Source organism: Dietzia sp. MNB45 (assembly GCF_051994785.1).
Lineage (GTDB): Bacteria > Actinomycetota > Actinomycetes > Mycobacteriales > Mycobacteriaceae > Dietzia > Dietzia kunjamensis.
Window position 1 is genome coordinate 1,585,729 of sequence record NZ_CP163397.1, and the last position, 19,272, is coordinate 1,605,000.

Sequence of the window (19,272 nt, forward strand, 5' to 3'; positions counted from 1 at the left end):
ACCGAAGAGACTTCCGGTCGCCCACGAGCGACCGACCCAAACCAGTGAGGATTGATCAGTGGCACGCGTGAAGAGGGCAGTCAACGCCCAGAAGAAGCGTCGGACCGTACTCGAGTCCACCAAGGGCTACCGCGGACAGCGTTCGCGGCTGTACCGCAAGGCCAAGGAGCAGATGCTCCACTCGATGACCTACAGCTACCGCGATCGTCGTGCGCGCAAGGGCGACTTCCGCAAGCTGTGGATCTCCCGCATCAACGCCGCGGCCCGCGCCAACGACATGACGTACAACCGCTTCGTCCAGGGCCTCAAGCTCGCGGGCGTCGAGGTCGACCGCAAGGTCCTCGCGGACCTCGCCGTCACCGACCCGGCCGCTTTCACGGCGCTGGTCGAGGTCGCGCGCAAGGCGCTGCCGGCCGACGTCAACGCGCCGGCTGCCTGACACCCGCGAATTGACGAACACTCCGCCCGCAGAGGGCACGGGACGACCCGCGGATCCGTTCACCGAACGGACCCCGCGGGTCGTTTCCGCATCCAAGCTCCACCGCGCCGCCGCCAGGCGTAAGGCCGGACGGTTCCTCGCCGAGGGGACCAACTCGGTCGAGGCGGCGGTGGCCACCGGCGTCGCGGTCGAGATCTTCTGCACCGCCGACGCACTCGACCGGTTCGCCGGCCTGGTCGACGCAGCCCGTTCCGCCGGGATCCCGGTGTCCGTTGCGACAGACCGGGCCCTGAAGGGACTGTCGGACACGGTCACCCCCACGGGCATCGTCGCGCTGTGCCGCACCGTGGTGCGCACGGCGACCGCGGACCCGGTCGGCGGCGGGCCCGCGGCCGGGACCGAACCGCTGCCCCGGTTGGTCGCCGTCGGCCAGGCGCTGTCCGAACCCGGCAACGTCGGCTCCCTGGTCCGCGTCGCGGACGCGCTCGGGGCCGACGCGGTCTGGCTCACCGAGGGGGCGGCCGACCCGGAGAACCCCAAGGCGGTCCGGGCGTCCGCCGGTAGCCTGTTTTATCTCCCGGTCGTGCGGGGGATCGCCGAGGACCACCTGATCGACCGGGCGCACCGGGCGGGACTGCAGGTGGCGGTCGCCGATGCCCACGGCGAAGTGGACGTCGAGCGGGCGGACGAGGCCCTCGCCGAGCCGACCGCGTGGATCTTCGGCAACGAGGCCCACGGGGTGCCCGAGCACCTCGCCGCGCGCGCGGATCTCCGCGTCCGCATCCCCATCCGTGGAAGGGCCGAGAGCCTGAACATCGTCACCGCCGCCTCCATCTGCCTCCACACGAGCGCCCGGCTGCTGGCGGGATCATGACCGCGACCCTCACCGCCCGCGGATTCGGCGCCACCCGCGGGGCGCGGACCCTGTTCGACGGGCTTGACCTCGTCGTCGCACCCGGAGACGTCTGGGGTCTCACCGGACCCAACGGCGCCGGAAAGTCCACTCTCCTCCACGCGCTGGCCGGCGACCCCGTCGCCGAGATGACGGGACAGCTCACCCTCAGCCCGCCGGACGCCACGGTCGGGCTCCTCCGACAGGAGGTGGAGCGCGACGACGACGAGGTGGTCCGCGACTTCCTGCACCGCGTCACCGGCGTCGCGGACGCGCTCGCGCGGATGAACGCGCTGGCGGAGCAGATGGCGGACTCCGACTCCGCCGCGGACGCCTACGGGGACGCCCTGGAGCGCTGGTTGGCGCTCGGCGGTGGCGACCTCGACGAGCGGATCCCCGTCACCGCAGCCCGGCTGGGGCTGGACGACACGGTCCCGGACCTGCCGATGTCGGCGCTGTCGGGAGGGCAGGCCGCCCGCGTGAACCTCGGCGCCGTGCTGCTCAGCCAGTACGACATCCTGCTGCTGGACGAGCCCACCAACGACCTCGACCTGGCCGGGTTGGCCGTCCTCGAGGAGTTCATGCAGGCCGAACGGCGCCCGATGGTGGTGGTCAGCCATGACCGCGAATTCCTGGCCAGGTGCGTCACCGGGATCGTCGAACTGGACTCGGCCCAGCAGCAGATCACCGTCTTCGACGGTGGCTACGAGGCGTACCTCGCCGAACGGGCGCTGGCACGTCAACGGGCCCGCGACGCCTACGAGGAGTACGCGGGCCGGGTCGATCAGCTGAAGGACCGCGTGCAGACGCAGAAGTCCTGGCTGGACAAGGGCGTGCGCAACACGATGCGCAAGACCGGCGGAAAGGACGCGGAGCGCGACAAGCACATCCGGAACCGGGCGGGCCAGCGCTCCGAGAAGCAGGCCGCCAAGATCTCCCAGTCCGAGCGGGCGATGGAACGCCTCGAGGTGGTCGCCGAGCCGCGCAAGGAGTGGGAGCTCCAGATGGAGATCGCGACGGCGCCCCGTTCCGGTTCCGTGGTGGCCGTGCTCGCCGAGGCCGTCGTGCGCCGCGGCGACTTCGCCCTCGGCCCGGTGACCCTGCAGGTCGACGCCGGGGACCGGATCCTCATCAGCGGCTCCAACGGCTCGGGCAAGACCACGCTGCTCGCCGCGATCACCGGGGAGCGTTCGGTCGACTCGGGCCGCGCGACCGTCGGGTCGGGGGTCCGGCCCGGGACGGTGGACCAGGCACGGACGGAGTTCGGCGGGCCGGACCCGCTGCTGGACACGTTCTGCGTCGCCGCCGACCCGGCCGGCCTCGACCCCACCGAGGCCCGCACCCTGCTCGCCAAGTTCGGGCTCGGTGGAGAGCACATCGCCCGCGCCTGCGCGTCACTGTCACCGGGGGAGCGGACCCGTGCCGCGCTGGCCCTCCTGCAGCAGCGCGGGGTGAACCTGCTGGTGCTGGACGAGCCGACCAACCATCTGGACCTGCCGGCGATCGAGCAGCTCGAGCAGGCCGTGGACGCGTTCGGCGGCACGGTCCTGCTCATCACCCACGACCGGCGGATGCGGGACGCCTTCCGCGCGACCCGCGAGCTGCTGGTCGACGCCGGGTCGGTGCGGGAACGACACTGACGCGGCTCCCCCCGGCCATCGCCGGGGGGAGCGGGGGCGGAACCGGGGATCGACTAGTCTTGGCCCCGATGCGGGGCGGTCGACGGAAGTCCGCCGTGACGGGGAGGACGAGGGCACCGGTGAGCGAAGACACAGGCGAGGTCCGGATCGACGAGGAGTCGTTGGCGCGGTACTCCGCGGACGCCGAGGCCGCGTTCGCCGCCGCGGCGGATCTCGAGGCGCTGGCCGCCGCCAAGACGGCGCACCTCGGTGACCGCAGCCCCATCGCGCTGGGCCGCCGCACCCTCGGTTCGCTGCCCAAGGAGCAGAAGGCGTCCGCGGGCAAGGCCGTCAACGTGGCCCGGACCCGGGTCCAGCAGGCGTACGACTCCCGCCTGGCCGAACTGCAGGCAGAGCGGGACGCCGCCGTCCTCGTGGCCGAGACGCTCGACCTGACGGTGCCGTCGGGGCGCGCGCCGGTGGGCGCGCAGCACCCCATCACGATCATCACCGAGCAGGTCGCGGACGTGTTCGTCGCAATGGGGTGGGAGATCACCGAGGGGCCCGAGGTCGAGGCGGAGCACTACAACTTCGACGCGCTCAACTTCCTCCCCGACCATCCCGCGCGCACCCTCCAGGACACCTTCCACATCGCGCCCGAGGGCAGCCGCCAGGTGCTGCGCACCCACACCTCGCCGGTGCAGATCCGCACCATGCTCGACCGGGAACCGCCCATCTACGTGGCGTGCCCCGGGCGGACGTTCCGCACCGACGAACTCGACGCCACCCACACCCCGGTGTTCCACCAGGTCGAGGGGCTGGCGATCGACAAGGGATTGACCATGGCGCACCTGCGCGGCGCGCTCGACGCGTTCGCCCGGGCACTGTTCGGTCCGGAGACCCGCACCCGGATGCGGCCCAACTACTTCCCGTTCACCGAGCCCTCCGCCGAGGTCGACGTGTGGTTCCCGCGCAAGAAGGGCGGCGCCGGCTGGGTCGAGTGGGGCGGCTGCGGGATGGTGCACCCCAACGTGCTGACGGCGTGCGGCATCGACCCCGAGGAGTACTCGGGCTTCGCGTTCGGCATGGGCCTGGAGCGCACCCTGCAGTTCCGCAACGGTCTGTCCGACATGCGCGACATGGTGGAGGGCGACGTGCGCTTCTCCCTGCCGTTCGGCATCCGCTCCTGACCCGCCGCATCCACCCCCACCCCAGAAGACGAAGGACCCCACAGTGCGAATTGCGCAGTCCTGGCTGACCGAGATCCTGCAGCGGGCCAACGACGGCTGGTCCGTCAGCCCGGCCGAGCTCGACGCCGGTTTCGTGCGCGTCGGCCTCGAGGTGGAGGGTGAACCGGAGCAGTTGCCCGAGATCGACGGCCCGCTCACCATCGGCCGTGTCAGCACCATCGAGGAGCTGGAGGGCTTCAAGAAGCCCATCCGCTTCTGTCTGGTCGACGTGGGCGGTGACGAGCCGCAGCAGATCGTGTGCGGCGCCCGCAACTTCGCGGAAGGCGACCTGGTCGTCGTCGCCCTACCGGGCACCGTCCTGCCGGGCGGGTTCGAGATCGGCAAGCGCAAGACCTACGGCAAGCCGAGTGAGGGCATGATCTGTTCGGCCTCCGAGCTGGGGATCGGCTCCGACCACAGCGGGATCATCGTCCTCGCCGAGGGCACCGCCGAGCCCGGGGACCCCGCCGGCCCGGTGTTGGCCGCGGGTGCCGGCGAGCGGGACACCGTGATCGAACTCAACGTGACGCCGGATCGGGGCTACTGCCTGTCTGCCCGCGGCCTGGCCCGCGAGCTGGCGTGCGGGTTCGACCTGGACTTCGCCGACCCCGCGGCCGAGCTCGGGCTGCCGTCGGAGAAGGAGACCTGGCCGCTCGAGGTGACCGCCGAGTCCGGTGCCCAGCGGTTCGCCCTACGCCGGGTCACGGGAGTCGACCCGTCCGCGCGGACCCCGTGGTGGATGGCGCGCCGCCTGCTGCTCTCGGGCGTGCGCCCGATTTCCCCGGCCGTCGACGTCACCAACTACGTCATGCTCGAGCTGGGGCACCCGATGCACGCGTTCGACGCGGGGCGCCTGCAGGGCGGGCTCGTCGTCCGTCGGGCTCGCGCGGGGGAGGCCCTCACGACCCTCGACGACGTCGAGCGCACGCTCGATCCCGAGGACGTCGTCATCTGCGACGACCGCGGCCCGATCTCGTTGGCGGGCGTCATGGGCGGTGCGAGCACGGAGGTCTCCGACGACACGACCGACGTCCTGCTCGAGGCCGCCGTGTGGGACACCCTCGCGGTGTTCCGGACCATCCGCCGCCACAAGCTCCCCAGCGAGGCGGGCAAGCGTTACGAGCGTGGGGTCGACGCCGCCGCGTCGATCGCGGCGTTGGACCGCGCGGCCACCCTGCTCGCCGAGATCACCGGCGGCACCGTGGAGGCCTCTCTCACGGACGTCGGTTCGGCGCCCGCGATGCCGACGATCGCGTTCGACCCCGAGCGGCCCTCGCGGGTGGCGGGGGTCGAGTATCCGGTGGGGACCACCCGTCGCCGTCTGGAGCAGATCGGGTGCGCCGTCGCCGGCGATGACGCGGTGTTGCTGGAGGTGACCGCCCCGGCCTGGCGTCCCGACCTGACCCTGCCCGCGGATCTGGTCGAGGAGGTGCTTCGCCTGGAGGGACTGGAGAACATCCCGTCGGTGCTGCCCACCGCGCCCGCCGGTCGCGGACTCACCGCGTTCCAGCGCGGCCGCCGTGCCGTGGGGCACGCCCTGGCGGCGGCCGGGCACGTCGAGGTGCTCACGTCGCCGTTCTGTGACCCGTCGGTGTTCGACGCCATGGGACTGGACGACGACGACGAGCGCCGCAGCACCATGGCCGTGGTCAATCCCCTCGAGAGCGACAAGGCTCATCTGGCCACCACGCTGCTGCCCTCGCTGGCCGAGATCGCCCGCCGGAACATCACGCGCGGGGCCCGCGACCTGGCGCTGTTCTCGGTTGCGCAGGTGTCCTTCCGGACGCCGACGACATCCGGGGTCGACATGCTGCCGGTCGATCGCGAGCCGATTCCGCAGGAGCGGGACAGCCTGGCGGCATCGCTGCCCGACCAGCCGCTCCACGTGGCAGCCCTCTACACCGGTAGGCGCGAGCCGGGCGGGCACTTCGGCCCCGGCCGGGAGGCCGACGCCCTCGACGCGGTGGAGGCGGCGAGGATCGTCGGGCGGGCCCTCGGGGCCGAGGTCGAGGTGCGGGCGGCCGAGCGCGCACCGTGGCACCCGGGTCGCTGCGTGGAGGTCCTGGTCGATGGTGGCGACCGCGACGCCGGGCCGGGTGAGATCGTGGTGGTCGGTCACGCCGGTGAGCTACACCCCGCGGCGTGCGAGCGGCTCGGGCTCCCGGCGCGCACGTGCGCGGTCGAACTGGACCTCACCGCGATCGGCGCCCGGGAGGTGCTGCCGGCCCCGACCATCTCGCCGTTCCCGCCCGTGAACCAGGATGTGGCGCTCGTCGTGGACGTGGCCGTGCCCGCTGCGCAGGTCGAGGCTGCACTCCGCTCGGGAGGCGGGGAGCTGCTCGAGAGCGCGCGACTGTTCGACGTCTACGCCGGCGCCCAGCTCGGGGACGGGCGTAAGTCCCTCGCCTACGCGTTGACGTTCCGTGCCGACGACCGCACCCTCACGGAGGACGAGGCGAGCGCATGGCGCACGGCCGCCGTCGAGGCGGCGGAGAAGGCCGTGGGGGCGAGCCTGCGTGGCTGACGGCCGACGCCCCGCCGGTGCACGGGTGCCGCGGGTCCTGTGCATCGCGGGCACGGACCCGTCCGGCGGCGCCGGGCTGCTCGCCGACACCAAGGCCGTCGCCGCGATGGGCGGGTACGGAATGGGTGCCGTCACCGCGGTCACGATCCAGAACACCGTCGGGGTGACCGGGGTGCACGCCGTGCCCGTCGACGACGTGATTGCCCAGCTCGACGCCGTCGCCAATGACGTGACGATCGACGCCGTCAAGATCGGCATGCTCGGTGAGGCCGCTCTGGTGGAGGCGGTCGGCGACTGGCTTCGTCGTCGTCGTCCACCCCACGTCGTCCTCGACCCGGTGATGGTGGCCACCACCGGAGGCCGGCTGGCCAGTGAGGACGCGGCGCGGATGCTGCGGGACCTCGTCCCGCTGGCGGACCTGGTGACGCCCAATGTCCCCGAACTCGCGGTGCTGTGTGGCGGCGAGCCCGCGGAGCACATCGAGACGATCGTCGGGCAGGCCGAGCTCGTGCACGAGCAGACCGGCTGCGCGGTGCTCGCCACCACGGGCGATCTGGACGACGGCAGTGCGGAGGACGTGCTGGTGGAGTCCGAGGGGGACCGACGCACGACGCTGCGTCTGCCGTTCGTCCGCGTCGACACCCCGCACACGCACGGCACCGGGTGTTCGTTGTCCTCGGCGCTGGCCACCGCGCGGGTGGGGGAGAGGGACTGGGAGGCGGCCTACCGCCGCGTCCGCCCGTGGATCGACGGGGCCCTCCACGGCGGTCTCACCCTGGAGGTCGGCCGCGGTTCCGGCCCGCTCGACCACACTTGGTTCCTGCACCGCTGACCTGGGACGGCGCGGCCGTCCGCACCGACTGTGTCGTACACCTGTGCGAGTATCGGTTCCGCCGAACGGCCGAGACGATCAGGAGCAGACAGTGAACACCTCCCACAACACCTCCCACAACACCTCGCAGGGCACCTCGCAGACCCGATCGCAGGACGGGCACGAGGGCGCCGGGCCCCCCTCGTCAGAGAAGGCGTTGGACAGGGTCCGCAAACTCTTCGCCAAAGCCGAGAGCGTGGCGGGCACGCCCGAGGCCGAGGTCCTGCTCGAGCGTGCCTACGCCCTGCTCGCCAAGTACGGCGTCGACGAGGCGCTCGCGCGGACCGGTCCGGATACCGCCGCCGAGGTGGCGGTCATCGACCACGTGATCTCCGGGAGCTATCAACCCGACCAGGTGGGACTGGTGGCCGCCCTCGCCGCCGCGATGCACTGCCGGGCCGTCACGTCCGCCCGCGGCGACGGCACCCGGGTCGTGCACATCGTGGGGGTTCGCCGCCACGTCGAGCGGGTGGGCATGCTCGCCGGGGCCCTCACCGGGGTCATGCTCGCCGCAGCGGCCAGACAGCGGCCCTCCCCGGGTGTCTCCGCGGTCACCCACCGCAAGTCGTTCATGACCGGTTTCGCCTTCGAGGTGGGGCGGAGACTGGAGGCCGCCGAGCGGGGCGCGGTGGCCGAGAGCCGGGACGCCGCGGGCGCCGGGCTCGTCCTGCGGTCCGACTCGCAGCGGGCGGAGACCGAACTCCGTCGGCGCTTCCCGACCGCCGTCCGCGGTGCCCGCAGGCGGGTCGGTACGTCCGGGATCGAGGAGGGGCGTCGGGTCGGTGGCTCGGTGGATCTCGGCCAGCGCCGCTTCACGGGCGGCCGCCGGCAGATCGGGGCCTGACCCCGCACGCGGGGCGCCGGGCGGCGGGGCGTCGGACGGCGGGGGGCGGGGCAAGGGGCGCGGCTCTCCGGGGAGATGCAAAACATTGCAAAGTGGTGCATACTCGTGCGTATGGCAATCACGGTGGCGGTCGCAGGTGCTTCGGGTTACGCGGGCGGGGAATTCCTCCGACTCCTACTCGGGCACCCGTCCTATGCGGCGGGGGAGTTAAAGATCGGCACGCTCGCCGCCGGGTCGAGCGCCGGACAGACGCTCGGGGAGCACCACCCGCACCTGCTGCCCCTCGCCGACCGCGTCCTCGCGGAGACCGAGGCGGAGATGCTCGAAGGCCACGACGTCGTGGTGCTGGGGTTGCCCCACGGGCATTCCGCGGCGATCGCCGAGCAACTGGGGCCGGGCGTCCTCGTCGTCGACCTCGGGGCGGACTTCCGACTGGTGGACGCAGAGGACTGGACGGCGTACTACGGCTCCGAGCACTCCGGTACCTGGCCGTACGGTCTCCCGGAGCTCCCCGGGGCGCGTGAGGCGCTGCGGTCCACCCGCCGCGTCGCGGTCCCGGGGTGCTTCCCCACGGGCGCCACGCTCGCGCTGTTCCCGGCCGTCGCGGCCGGCCTCGTCGACGCCTCCGCCATCACGATCGTCTCCGTGACCGGAGCGTCGGGCGCAGGCAAGGCCGCCAAGGTCCCGATGCTCGCCGCGGAGGTCATGGGCTCGGCCAAGGCGTACGGCGTGACCACCCACCGGCACACGCCCGAGATCACCCAGAACCTTCGTGCGGTCACCGACGCGGAGGTGTCGGTGAGCTTCACCCCGGTTCTCGCCCCCATGGCCCGCGGCATCCTCACCACCGCGGTGGCGCCCACGACCGCGACCGCCGGGGAGCTCCGGGCGGTGTACGCCGAGGCGTTCGGAGACGAGCCGTTCGTCCACGTCCTGCCCGCGGGCGTGCAGCCCATGACCGCCTCCGTGCTCGGATCCAATGCGGTGCAACTCGGCATCGAGGTCGACGAGCGCGCCGGCCGCGCGGTGTTCACCGCGGCGATCGACAACCTCGCCAAGGGCACCGCCGGGGGCGCGATCCAGTCGATGAACCTCGCGCTCGGACTCCCCGAGACCGCCGGACTCAGCACCGTCGGCCTGGCCCCGTGACCGCGGACGCCCTGGCGGGCGCCACCTCCAGAGGCCGGGTCCACGGTCTCGAGATGTGGTGGGCCCCGGAGGGAACCCATGCGATGTTCTGGGTCGCCCCCGCCGGCTCGACCGGAATCCTCAACGTCCACGGTGACGGGGCGGACGCGGTGGAACTGCGGTGGAGCACCCTGAGCGCCGAGATCCCGTCCACCCGCGCGGTCGTCCTGCTCGACGGCCCCGGCGTCGGAGACCCCGGCGCGGACTTCACGGCCGCGCACGAGGTCGCCGAGAACGTCGCCCGGTTCGTCAGCACGAGATCGGGTGTCGAGGCCGGCCCGATCGAGGTGCTCGTCTTCCGGCCTGACACCGATCACGCGCCGTGGCCGGAACCCGCACCGACGGCGGACGGAGCCGAGTTCCGTTTCCGACACCGCGGTGGCGCGGACGTCCGACTCGCCCTGACCATTCCCGACCAGCCCGGAGAGGCCTGACATGACCACCGAGATGAACGACGGCTCCACGCAGCTGACGCCGTTCGTCCGCGCGCACGTGCTCGCCGAGGCGCTGCCGTGGCTGCAGAAGTTCCACGACAAGATCGTCGTGGTCAAGTACGGCGGTAACGCCATGGTGGACGACGACCTCAAAGCGGCTTTCGCGGCGGACATGGTGTTCCTGCGCACCTGCGGGCTCAAGCCCGTGGTGGTCCACGGGGGCGGGCCGCAGATCACCTCCATGCTCGGTCGTCTGGGCATGGAGGGCGAGTTCCGCGGCGGGTTCCGGGTCACCACCCCCGAGGTCATGGACATCGTCCGCATGGTGCTGTTCGGCCAGGTCGGACGCGAGCTCGTCGGTCTGATCAACGCCCACGGCCCCTACGCGGTCGGGATCTCCGGAGAGGACGCGGGACTGTTCACCGCGGTTCGCCGGACAGCGATGGTCGACGGGGAACCCACCGACATCGGCCTGGTCGGCGATGTGCAGTCCGTCGACCCGCGGGCCGTCCTCGACCTCATCGAGGCGGGCAGGATCCCCGTCGTGTCGACCATCGCGCCCGACTCCGACGGAACCGTGCACAACATCAACGCCGACTCCGCGGCCGGGGCGCTCGCAGCGGCCCTGGGTGCGGAGAAGCTGATCGTCCTGACCGACGTCGAGGGGCTGTACACCGACTGGCCGGACCGCTCGTCCCTCGTGACGCATCTCGGTACCGAACCACTCGAGCGGCTCCTCCCGTCCCTCGAGAGCGGGATGGTTCCCAAGATGGAGGCCTGTCTGCGGGCAGTCCGGGGCGGGGTGCACGCAGCCCACGTCATCGACGGCCGCGTCGAACACTCGGTGTTGCTCGAGATCCTCACCGAAGGGGGCATCGGGACGATGGTCACCGAGGGCCACCACGAAACCAGGTCGCCGGCAGGAGTCGAGAAATGAACGACACGCACACCGTCACCGACACCCCGACCCTCACCGCGCGGTGGGACGACGCGCTGATGCGCAACTACGGCACCCCGCCGCTCGAGCTGGTCTCGGGCAGTGGCGCGACGCTCACGGGCGCCGACGGGCGCGAGTACACGGACCTGCTCGGCGGGATCGCGGTGAACTCCCTCGGCCACGCCCACCCCGCGGTCGTCGAGGCGGTCAGCCGCCAGGTGGCCGAGCTGGGGCACGTCTCCAACCTGTACCTCCACCCCAGGGTGGTGGAGCTGGCCGAGCGGCTCGAGTCCCTGCTGGCCGTCGACCAACCCGTCCGGACCTTCTTCTGCAACTCGGGAGCCGAGGCCAACGAGGCCGCGTTCAAGATCGCCCGGCGCACGGGCCGGTCCCGGATCCTCGCCGCGCAGAACGGCTTCCACGGCCGGACGATGGGGGCGTTGGCGATGACCGGCCAACCCGCCAAGCGCGCGCCGTTCGAGCCCATGCCACCCGGGGTCGAGTTCTTCCCCTACGGCGACATCGACGCCCTGACCACGCTGGTGGAGCTGGCTCCGGGCGAGACGGCCGCCGTCATCATCGAGCCGCTCCAGGGCGAGGGCGGCGTCGTCGAGCCCCCCGAGGGGTTCCTCGCCGACGTGCGCGCCCTGTGCACCGAGCACGGCGTCCTCATGATCGTGGACGAGGTCCAGACGGGGATCGCCCGTACCGGTGCGATGTTCGCCTGCCGCAAGGCCGGGGTCGTGCCCGACGTGATCACCCTCGCGAAGGGGCTCGGTGGTGGCCTGCCGATCGGCGCGTGCCTCGGCGTCGGCGCCGCGGGCGAACTACTCACCGCCGGGCAGCACGGCACCACCTTCGGCGGTAACCCGATCTCGTGCGCCGCCGCTCTCGCCGTCCTCGACACGATCGAGTCCGATGACCTCGTGGCGCACGTCGACCGCCTCGGCAAGATCATCGCCGCCGAGATCGAGTGCCTCGACCACCCACTGGTCGACCACGTGCGTGGACGGGGCCTCCTGCTCGGGATCGTGCTCACCGCGCCCGCCGCCAAGGCGGTGGAGGAGGCGGCGCGCGGAGCCGGGTACCTGGTGGGCGCCACCACGGCGGACGTGGTCCGCCTCGCACCACCGCTCATCCTCACCGAACAGCAGGTCGCCGAGTTCGTGTCCGCGCTGCCCGGGATCCTCGACACCGCGTCGTCCACCATCGCAGCCCAGAAGGAGTCCTCGTCATGACCGGCCCGACCGTCAGCTCATCGACCGCGTCGACCGCGACCTCCACCCCTGCGGTCCGTCACTTCCTCCGCGACGACGACCTCAGCCCCGCCGAGCAGGCCGAAGTCCTGGACCTCGGGTTGAAGCTCAAGGCCGAGCCGTTCTCCGCCCGACCCCTGGAGGGCCCGCGGTCTGTCGCGGTCATCTTCGACAAGACCTCCACCCGCACCCGGTTCTCGTTCGACGCCGGGATCGCGGAACTGGGCGGGAACGCCATCGTCGTCGAGTCCGGCTCCACCCAGATGGGCAAGGGGGAGACCCTCTCCGACACCGCCCGGGTGATGTCGCGCTACGTCGAGGCGATCGTGTGGCGCACCTACTCCCAGGACGGCCTCGTAGAACTCGCCGCCCACGCGGACGTCCCCGTCGTCAACGCCCTGAGCGACGAGTTCCATCCGTGCCAGATCCTGGCCGACCTGCTCACCATCCGGGAGAACTTCGGCCGCATCGAGGGACTCCGGGCGGTGTATCTGGGGGACGGGGCCAACAATATGGGCCACTCCTACCTCCTCGGGTTCGCGACCGCGGGTATGCACATCACCATCGCGGCCCCCGAGGGGTATCAACCCACCGGTCAGGTGGTCGCCGACGCCGAGCGGATCGCCGCGGAGACCGGTGGTTCGGTGACCATCACGACGGACGTCGACCGGGCTGTCGACGGCGCCGACGTCCTGATCACCGACACCTGGGTCTCGATGGGCATGGAGGACTCGGCCACGCAGCGACTGCGGGACCTCGCCGACTACCAGCTGGACCGGGCGTCGGTGGCCAGGGCCTCGGACGATGTCATCGTCCTGCACTGCCTGCCCGCCTACCGGGACAAGGAGATCTCCGCCGAGGTGATCGACGGCCCCCGCAGTCGGGTCTTCGACGAGGCCGAGAACCGACTCCACGCCCAGAAGGCGCTGCTGGTCTGGCTACTGGAGCGATCGTGACCGCCGTCGGCACCGTCAGCCGGACGGCCCGGCACGCCCGGATCACGGAGATCCTGCGTCGCCGACCGGTGCGCAGTCAGACCGAGCTCGCCGAGGCGTTGGCGCAGGAGGGTATCGCCGTGGCGGTGGCCACCCTCAGCCGGGACCTGGACGAACTCGGCGCCGTGAAGCTCCGCGCCGCCGACGGAGGCGCCGGGCGCTACGTGATCCCCGAGGACGGCAGCCACGTGCCGGGAATCCCCGGCGGGACGGACCGGCTGGGCAGGCTGATCGCGGACCTGCTCGTGTCCGCCGACCACAGTGCCAACATCGCGGTCCTGCGAACTCCTCCCGGGGCGGCAAACTTCCTCGCCAGCGCCCTCGACCGGGCCAATCTGGACGACGTCGTCGGGACCATCGCGGGGGATGACACCATATTCGTGATGGCCCGTGAACCCGTCACCGGAGCCGAACTCGCCGACCGGCTGGCCGGACTGGCACGACGCCAGATCTGACCGGCCCCGCACACCCCTGAACAGACCCCACACATCAAGGAGAACACCATGTCCGATCGCGTCGTCCTCGCCTACTCCGGCGGACTCGATACCTCCGTCGCCATCAGCTGGATCGGTCAGGAGACCGGTGCCGAGGTCGTCGCCGTCGCCATCGACCTCGGTCAGGGTGGTGAGGACATGGACGTCATCCGGCAGCGCGCACTGGACTGCGGAGCCGTCGAGTCGGTGGTCGTGGACGCCCGCGACGAGTTCGCCGATGACTACTGCGCCCCCACGATCAAGGCCAACGGCCTGTACATGCGCGAGTACCCGCTGGTCTCGGCGATCTCCCGTCCGCTCATCGTCAAGCACCTGGTCACCGCGGCCAAGATGCACGGCGGGACCTCCGTGGCGCACGGTTGCACGGGTAAGGGCAACGACCAGGTCCGCTTCGAGGTCGGTTTCGGTGCGCTCGCGCCGGACCTCGACGTGATCGCGCCGGTCCGTGACTACGCCTGGACCCGTGAGAAGGCCATCGAGTTCGCCGAGCGGAACGAGATCCCGATCAACGTCACCAAGAAGTCGCCGTTCTCCATCGACCAGAACGTCTGGGGCCGTGCGGTGGAAACGGGCTTCCTGGAGGATCTGTGGAACGCCCCGACCAAGGACGTCTACGACTACACCGAGGACCCCACTATCAACTTCGCCGCGCCCGACGAGGTCACGGTGACCTTCTCCGAGGGCGTGCCGGTCGCGATCGACGGCCGCAAGGTGAGCGTGCTCGAGGCGATCGAGGAGCTCAACCGTCGTGGTGGCGCGCAGGGCGTCGGGCGCCTCGACATGGTCGAGGACCGCCTGGTGGGCATCAAGAGCCGCGAGGTCTACGAGGCGCCGGGCGCCATGATCCTCATCACCGCCCACAAGGCGCTCGAGGACGTCACCCTCGAGCGTGAGCTCGCCCGGTACAAGTCCGGCGTGTCCGACACCTGGTCCAACGCGGTCTACGACGGTCTGTGGTTCTCGCCGCTCAAGTACGCCCTGGACGCCTTCATCGACAACACGCAGCAGCACGTGTCGGGCGACATCCGGATGGTCCTGCACGGCGGCTCGATCACCGTCAACGGCCGTCGTTCCGACTCCTCGCTCTACGACTTCAACCTCGCCACCTACGACGAGGGCGACTCGTTCGACCAGAGCTACGCGAAGGGCTTCGTCAACCTGCACGGCCTGAGCTCCAAGATCGCCGCCAAGCGGGACCTCGGCCTGTGAGTGCGGAGCAGGGCGACTCCGGGCGCCACGGCACCAACACGGGCTCGCTGTGGGGTGGTCGGTTCTCCGGCGGGCCGTCGGAGGCCATGGCCGCGCTGAGCAAGTCCACCCACTTCGACTGGGAGCTGGCCCCGTACGACATCCGCGCGTCCAAGGCCCACGCCCGGGTTCTGCACCGCGCGGGTCTGCTCACCGGTCCCGACCTGGACGCCATGCTCGACGGGTTGGACCGCCTCGCCGCGGACGTCGATTCGGGGGCGTTCGTCCCGGCGGAGTCCGACGAGGACGTGCACGGTGCCCTCGAGCGCGGCCTGATCGAGCGGGTGGGGCCCGAGGTGGGGGGTCGGCTGCGAGCGGGCCGGTCGCGCAACGACCAGGTGGCCACCCTGTTCCGCATGTGGCTCCGCGACGCCGTGCGGGCGGTCGCGGCGGGGGTCCTCGATGTGGTCGACGCGCTCGTCGGCCAGGCGGACGCCCACCCCGAGACGGTGATGCCGGGCAAGACGCACTTCCAGGCCGCGCAGCCGGTCCTGCTCGCCCACCAGTTGCTCGCGCACGCCCAGCCGTTGCTGCGCGATCTGGACCGGATCCGTGACCTCGACCGCCGTCTGGCGGTGTCGCCGTACGGATCGGGTGCGCTGGCCGGGTCGTCGTTGGGGTTGGACCCGGACGCGATCGCCGCCGAGCTCGGTTTCGACCGGGCGGCCGACAACTCGATCGACGCCACGAGCTCCCGCGACTTCGCCGCCGAGGCGTCGTACGTGCTGGCGCAGATCGCGGTCGACCTGTCCCGCCTGGCGGAGGAGATCATCGCCTGGTCCACGCCCGAGTTCGGGTACGTGACGCTGGCGGACGAGTGGTCGACGGGCAGCTCGATCATGCCGCAGAAGAAGAACCCGGACGTGGCGGAGTTGATGCGCGGGAAGACCGGTCGACTGATTGGTAACCTGACCGGCCTGCTGGCGACCCTCAAGGCGCAACCGCTGGCCTACAACCGCGATCTGCAGGAGGACAAGGAACCGGTCTTCGACTCGGTGGCGCAGCTGGATCTGTTGCTGCCGGCCATGGCCGGTCTCGTGGCCACCCTGGAGTTCCATCCGGAGCGGCTCGCCGAGCTCGCTCCCGCCGGGTTCACCCTGGCCACCGACATCGCGGAGTGGATGGTCCGGCAGGGCGTCCCGTTCCGGGTCGCCCACGAGGCGGCGGGGGAGTGCGTCCGTGTGGCCGAGAACCGCGGTGTGGGGCTCGACGAGTTGGACGACGACGAGTTGGCGGCCGTGGACCCCGCGCTGACGCCCGAGGTGCGCGAGGTCCTCACCGTCACCGGTTCGATCGCGTCGAGGAACGCCCGGGGCGGCACCGCGGGCGAGGCGGTGGCCGCGCAGCGCAGGCGGCTGGGCGAGATCCGCGACGAGTTCGCGGGCTGGGTAGGGTGAGCGCCATGTCCGTCATCGACGCACGTCTGCTCGAGATCCTCGCCTGCCCCGAGGACAAGGGCCCGCTCCTGCTCGCGGGATCGGAGACGCTGTACAACCCGCGTCTGCGCCGGGCCTACCGGATCGACGACGGCATCCCCGTGCTGCTGGTCGACGAATCCCGGCAGGTGGACGACGCCGAGCACGCGGAGCTGGTCGCCCTGGCAGGTGGAGGCACCGAGGGGTGAGTTCCCCGGACGACCGGACAGGCCCCGCCGTCGGCACCGATACCGATCGGTTCCGGTTGCTGCTGCGGGAGTCATCGCCTGACACTGCGGCCCGGGCTCTGCTCGGAGGGATCCTGTCCCACGGCGCGGTCTCGGTGAGGATCATGGAGGTCGAGGCCTACGGCGGGCCACCGGAATCCCGCTTTCCCGACGCGGCCGCTCACACCTGGCCGGGCCCCACCCCCCGGAACGAGGTCATGTTCGGGGACGCCGGTCATCTGTACGTCTACCTGAGCCACGGGATCCACCAGTGCGTGAACATCACGTGCCGGCCCGCCGGGGAGGGCGGGGGAGTTCTGCTCAGGGCGGCCCGCATCGCCGGCGGCCACGAGATCGTGGACTCCCGCCGGCCCGGCGTCCCGGCCGAGCGGGCCGCCCGCGGACCCGGCAATCTCGGCAGCACCCTGGGCATCGACCTCACGATGAGGGGCATCGACGTGCTCGACTCGTCGTCGTCGGTCCACTTCCGCCCGGACCCGGTCCCCGGGCACCACATCAGGTCCGGTCCGAGGGTCGGGGTCTCCCGCGAGGCCGACCGCCCGTGGAGGTTCTGGGTGGCCGGCGCGCGGGAGGTCTCCGCGTACCGACGCAGCCCACGGGCCCCGCAGGTGACCCGCCCCGTGGTGGCCGGGCGCGCCGAGTGAGGGACAATGTGGGTCGTGACCAACAACATCCTCGATGAACTGCAGTGGCGCGGGCTGATCGCCCAGTCGACAGACCTCGATGCGCTCCGGGCGCACCTCGACGAGGGCGCCGTGTCGCTCTACTGCGGGTTCGACCCGACCGGGCCGAGCCTGCACGCCGGTCACCTCATCCCGCTACTGACCCTGCGCCGGTTCCAGTTGGCCGGACACCGGCCGATTGTTCTGGCAGGCGGTGCCACCGGCATGATCGGTGACCCCCGCGACGTGGGGGAGCGGGTCATGAACACGTCCGACACCGTGGCGGAGTGGACCGAACGGATCGCCGGGCAGCTCGAGCGGTTCGTCGACCTCACGGAGGGCCCCGCGGGGGCGCGGGTCGTCAACAACATGCAGTGGACCGGCCACATGACGGTGATCGAGTTCCTCCGCGATGTCGGCAAGCACTTCTCGCTGAACACGATGCTGGGTCGGGACACGGTCAAGCGTCGGCTGGAGGGGGAGGGGATCTCCTTCACCGAGTTCTCGTACATGCTCCTGCAGGCCAACGACTTCCTGCAGTTGCGCCGCAACATGGGGTGCACGCTGCAGCTCGGGGGGTCCGATCAGTGGGGCAACATCGTCGGCGGAGTGGATCTGAGCCGCCGGGTCGACGGGGAGTCCGTGCACGCGATGACCGTTCCTCTGGTGACCTCATCGGACGGGAAGAAGTTCGGGAAGTCGACCGGAGGCGGGAGTCTGTGGCTCGATCCAGCGATGACGAGCCCGTACACCTGGTACCAGTACTTCCTCAACACCGCCGATGCCGATGTGGTGCGGTACCTGCGGTGGTTCTCCTTCCTCGGTAGGGAGGAGATCGACGAACTCGAGGAACTCACCCGGGAGAAGCCCCACATGCGGGCCGCGCAGAAGCGACTCGCCGAGGAGATGACCACCCTGGTGCACGGGGTCGCCGCCACCGAGTCCGTGCAGGCCGCAGCGCAGGCACTCTTCGGCAGGGGAGAGTTGACCGGCCTCGACGAGGCGACGCTGGCAGCGTCGCTGGAGGATGCCGGCGCTGTCGAGATCGCTCACGGTGAGCCCGCCACGATCGTCGATCTCCTGGTGGCCTCCGGTCTCTGCGACAGCAAGGGGGCGGCGCGGCGTGCGATCGGGGAGGGCGGCGCGTACGTCAACAACGAGCGCGTCTCGGATCCGGAATGGACGCCGACGGCCCCCGATCTCCTCCATGGTTCATGGCTGGTGCTCCGCCGGGGGAAGAAGAACTTCGCCGGGGTCAGGATCGCCTGAGTCCCGAGGATCGTTGACAGCGCCGGTGATCCCGGCGCTGTCGGCGTTTCGGCGAGTTACCTGCGGGTTTGCGTTTCCGTTCACGTCTGCGTAACTTATTGGAAGCCGCCGAGAGCGGCCCGGGCCGAGAGGCCGGGGACGCCGAGGAGACAGGCTCCGAACAGCAGGAAGATCCCGCCGGTTTGACCCGGTGAGACCGGATAGCTAAGATGGAGAAGTTGCCCTCGAGAGAGTGGCAGCGGCGCCGCGAGGCGGGAAAGCAGACCGGATTGTGAATCGGAACGCGAACCTGTTACGCTGGTGGAGTTGCCCTCCTCGGGAGGGCAGCGAAGATCACCCCGGTTGAGGCGAGGCGAACAGCCCCGCGGAGACGGTGTGTGGGTGTTGTTTGAGAACTCAACAGTGTGTTTTGTTTGTGATAGTGCCAAATTTTTTGTTTGGTTGCGACCCTTTCACATCCCTGTCGTGGGGGTCGCGTTTTTGTTTGAACAGCCAGTTTTTGGTTTGTTTTTGCTTGGATTGTGCTTTTCGTAGTGCTGAGAAGCTTTTATGGAGAGTTTGATCCTGGCTCAGGACGAACGCTGGCGGCGTGCTTAACACATGCAAGTCGAACGGTAAGGCCCCTTCGGGGGTACACGAGTGGCGAACGGGTGAGTAACACGTGGGTAATCTGCCCTGCACTTCGGGATAAGCCTGGGAAACCGGGTC

At 70.8% G+C, this 19,272-nt stretch carries 18 protein-coding genes and 1 rRNA gene (1 of these 19 only partly in view); all 19 read left to right on the forward strand.

Annotated features, from left to right (window positions below):
* The first annotated feature begins 58 nt into the window (after positions 1-58).
* A complete protein-coding gene (rplT, locus tag AB5G72_RS07645; protein WP_007630820.1) occupies positions 59-439 on the forward strand; it encodes a 50S ribosomal protein L20 in 381 nt (126 codons plus the stop codon).
* 10 nt (positions 440-449) lie between these two features.
* A complete protein-coding gene (locus tag AB5G72_RS07650; protein WP_407335938.1) occupies positions 450-1,313 on the forward strand; it encodes a TrmH family RNA methyltransferase in 864 nt (287 codons plus the stop codon).
* Positions 1,310-2,971 carry an ABC-F family ATP-binding cassette domain-containing protein gene (locus AB5G72_RS07655; RefSeq protein ID WP_440221357.1) on the forward strand — a complete coding sequence of 554 codons (1,662 nt, stop codon included), beginning with the start codon at positions 1,310-1,312 and terminating at the stop codon, positions 2,969-2,971. The genes AB5G72_RS07650 and AB5G72_RS07655 overlap by 4 nt, the downstream gene beginning before the upstream one ends.
* 119 nt (positions 2,972-3,090) lie before the next feature.
* Positions 3,091-4,140 carry a phenylalanine--tRNA ligase subunit alpha gene (pheS, locus tag AB5G72_RS07660; protein ID WP_120285900.1) on the forward strand — a complete coding sequence of 350 codons (1,050 nt, stop codon included), beginning with the start codon at positions 3,091-3,093 and terminating at the stop codon, positions 4,138-4,140.
* 43 nt (positions 4,141-4,183) lie between these two features.
* On the forward strand, positions 4,184-6,703 hold the full coding sequence (gene pheT, locus AB5G72_RS07665; protein ID WP_440221358.1) for a phenylalanine--tRNA ligase subunit beta: 2,520 nt from the start codon (positions 4,184-4,186) through the stop codon (positions 6,701-6,703).
* The gene (gene thiD, locus AB5G72_RS07670; protein WP_067714077.1) at positions 6,696-7,535 is read left to right on the forward strand and encodes a bifunctional hydroxymethylpyrimidine kinase/phosphomethylpyrimidine kinase; all 840 of its coding nucleotides are present in this window, start codon (positions 6,696-6,698) and stop codon (positions 7,533-7,535) included. Before pheT ends, thiD begins: the two co-directional genes overlap by 8 nt.
* 91 nt (positions 7,536-7,626) lie before the next feature.
* Complete coding sequence (locus tag AB5G72_RS07675) at positions 7,627-8,418, forward strand: DUF2786 domain-containing protein (protein WP_407335942.1); 792 nt, start codon at positions 7,627-7,629, stop codon at positions 8,416-8,418.
* A gap of 111 nt (positions 8,419-8,529) precedes the next feature.
* Positions 8,530-9,567 carry an N-acetyl-gamma-glutamyl-phosphate reductase gene (gene argC / locus AB5G72_RS07680; protein ID WP_440221359.1) on the forward strand — a complete coding sequence of 346 codons (1,038 nt, stop codon included), beginning with the start codon at positions 8,530-8,532 and terminating at the stop codon, positions 9,565-9,567.
* A complete protein-coding gene (locus AB5G72_RS07685) occupies positions 9,564-10,040 on the forward strand; it encodes a hypothetical protein (RefSeq protein WP_067714079.1) in 477 nt (158 codons plus the stop codon). The genes argC and AB5G72_RS07685 overlap by 4 nt, the downstream gene beginning before the upstream one ends.
* Position 10,041: 1 nt before the next feature.
* Entirely contained in the window at positions 10,042-10,977 is a 936-nt protein-coding gene (gene argB / locus AB5G72_RS07690; RefSeq protein WP_067714080.1) for an acetylglutamate kinase, read from the forward strand.
* Positions 10,974-12,215: an acetylornithine transaminase gene (locus AB5G72_RS07695; protein WP_440221360.1), complete on the forward strand. Its 1,242-nt coding sequence runs from the start codon at positions 10,974-10,976 to the stop codon at positions 12,213-12,215. Before argB ends, AB5G72_RS07695 begins: the two co-directional genes overlap by 4 nt.
* The gene (argF, locus tag AB5G72_RS07700) at positions 12,212-13,189 is read left to right on the forward strand and encodes an ornithine carbamoyltransferase (RefSeq protein ID WP_440221361.1); all 978 of its coding nucleotides are present in this window, start codon (positions 12,212-12,214) and stop codon (positions 13,187-13,189) included. Before AB5G72_RS07695 ends, argF begins: the two co-directional genes overlap by 4 nt.
* A complete protein-coding gene (locus AB5G72_RS07705) occupies positions 13,186-13,683 on the forward strand; it encodes an arginine repressor (protein WP_096905560.1) in 498 nt (165 codons plus the stop codon). The genes argF and AB5G72_RS07705 overlap by 4 nt, the downstream gene beginning before the upstream one ends.
* Positions 13,684-13,731: 48 nt before the next feature.
* Positions 13,732-14,931 (forward strand): argininosuccinate synthase, encoded by a 1,200-nt coding sequence (locus AB5G72_RS07710; protein ID WP_067714089.1) that lies wholly within the window; start codon positions 13,732-13,734, stop codon positions 14,929-14,931.
* Positions 14,928-16,367, forward strand: a complete 1,440-nt coding sequence (gene argH, locus AB5G72_RS07715) for an argininosuccinate lyase (RefSeq protein ID WP_120285907.1) — start codon at positions 14,928-14,930, stop codon at positions 16,365-16,367. Before AB5G72_RS07710 ends, argH begins: the two co-directional genes overlap by 4 nt.
* A gap of 5 nt (positions 16,368-16,372) precedes the next feature.
* Positions 16,373-16,594: a Trm112 family protein gene (locus tag AB5G72_RS07720; RefSeq protein WP_067714095.1), complete on the forward strand. Its 222-nt coding sequence runs from the start codon at positions 16,373-16,375 to the stop codon at positions 16,592-16,594.
* Positions 16,595-16,650: 56 nt separating this feature from the next.
* Entirely contained in the window at positions 16,651-17,277 is a 627-nt protein-coding gene (locus tag AB5G72_RS07725; RefSeq protein ID WP_185951847.1) for a DNA-3-methyladenine glycosylase, read from the forward strand.
* 6 nt (positions 17,278-17,283) lie between these two features.
* The gene (gene tyrS / locus AB5G72_RS07730) at positions 17,284-18,564 is read left to right on the forward strand and encodes a tyrosine--tRNA ligase (RefSeq protein WP_440221362.1); all 1,281 of its coding nucleotides are present in this window, start codon (positions 17,284-17,286) and stop codon (positions 18,562-18,564) included.
* 546 nt (positions 18,565-19,110) lie between these two features.
* Positions 19,111-19,272 (forward strand): 16S ribosomal RNA (locus AB5G72_RS07735); it runs 1,355 nt beyond the window's last position.

Bases quoted from the DNA above. Each gene is read 5' to 3' on its own strand.
- AB5G72_RS07655 (WP_440221357.1), top strand. From the start codon at position 1,310: ATGACCGCGACCCTCACCGCCCGCGGATTCGGCGCCACCCGCGGGGCG.
- argC (WP_440221359.1), top strand. From the start codon at position 8,530: ATGGCAATCACGGTGGCGGTCGCAGGTGCTTCGGGTTACGCGGGCGGG.
- argB (WP_067714080.1), top strand. From the start codon at position 10,042: ATGACCACCGAGATGAACGACGGCTCCACGCAGCTGACGCCGTTCGTC.
- AB5G72_RS07695 (WP_440221360.1), top strand. From the start codon at position 10,974: ATGAACGACACGCACACCGTCACCGACACCCCGACCCTCACCGCGCGG.
- argF (WP_440221361.1), top strand. From the start codon at position 12,212: ATGACCGGCCCGACCGTCAGCTCATCGACCGCGTCGACCGCGACCTCC.
- AB5G72_RS07710 (WP_067714089.1), top strand. From the start codon at position 13,732: ATGTCCGATCGCGTCGTCCTCGCCTACTCCGGCGGACTCGATACCTCC.
- AB5G72_RS07720 (WP_067714095.1), top strand. From the start codon at position 16,373: ATGTCCGTCATCGACGCACGTCTGCTCGAGATCCTCGCCTGCCCCGAG.
- tyrS (WP_440221362.1), top strand. From the start codon at position 17,284: ATGTGGGTCGTGACCAACAACATCCTCGATGAACTGCAGTGGCGCGGG.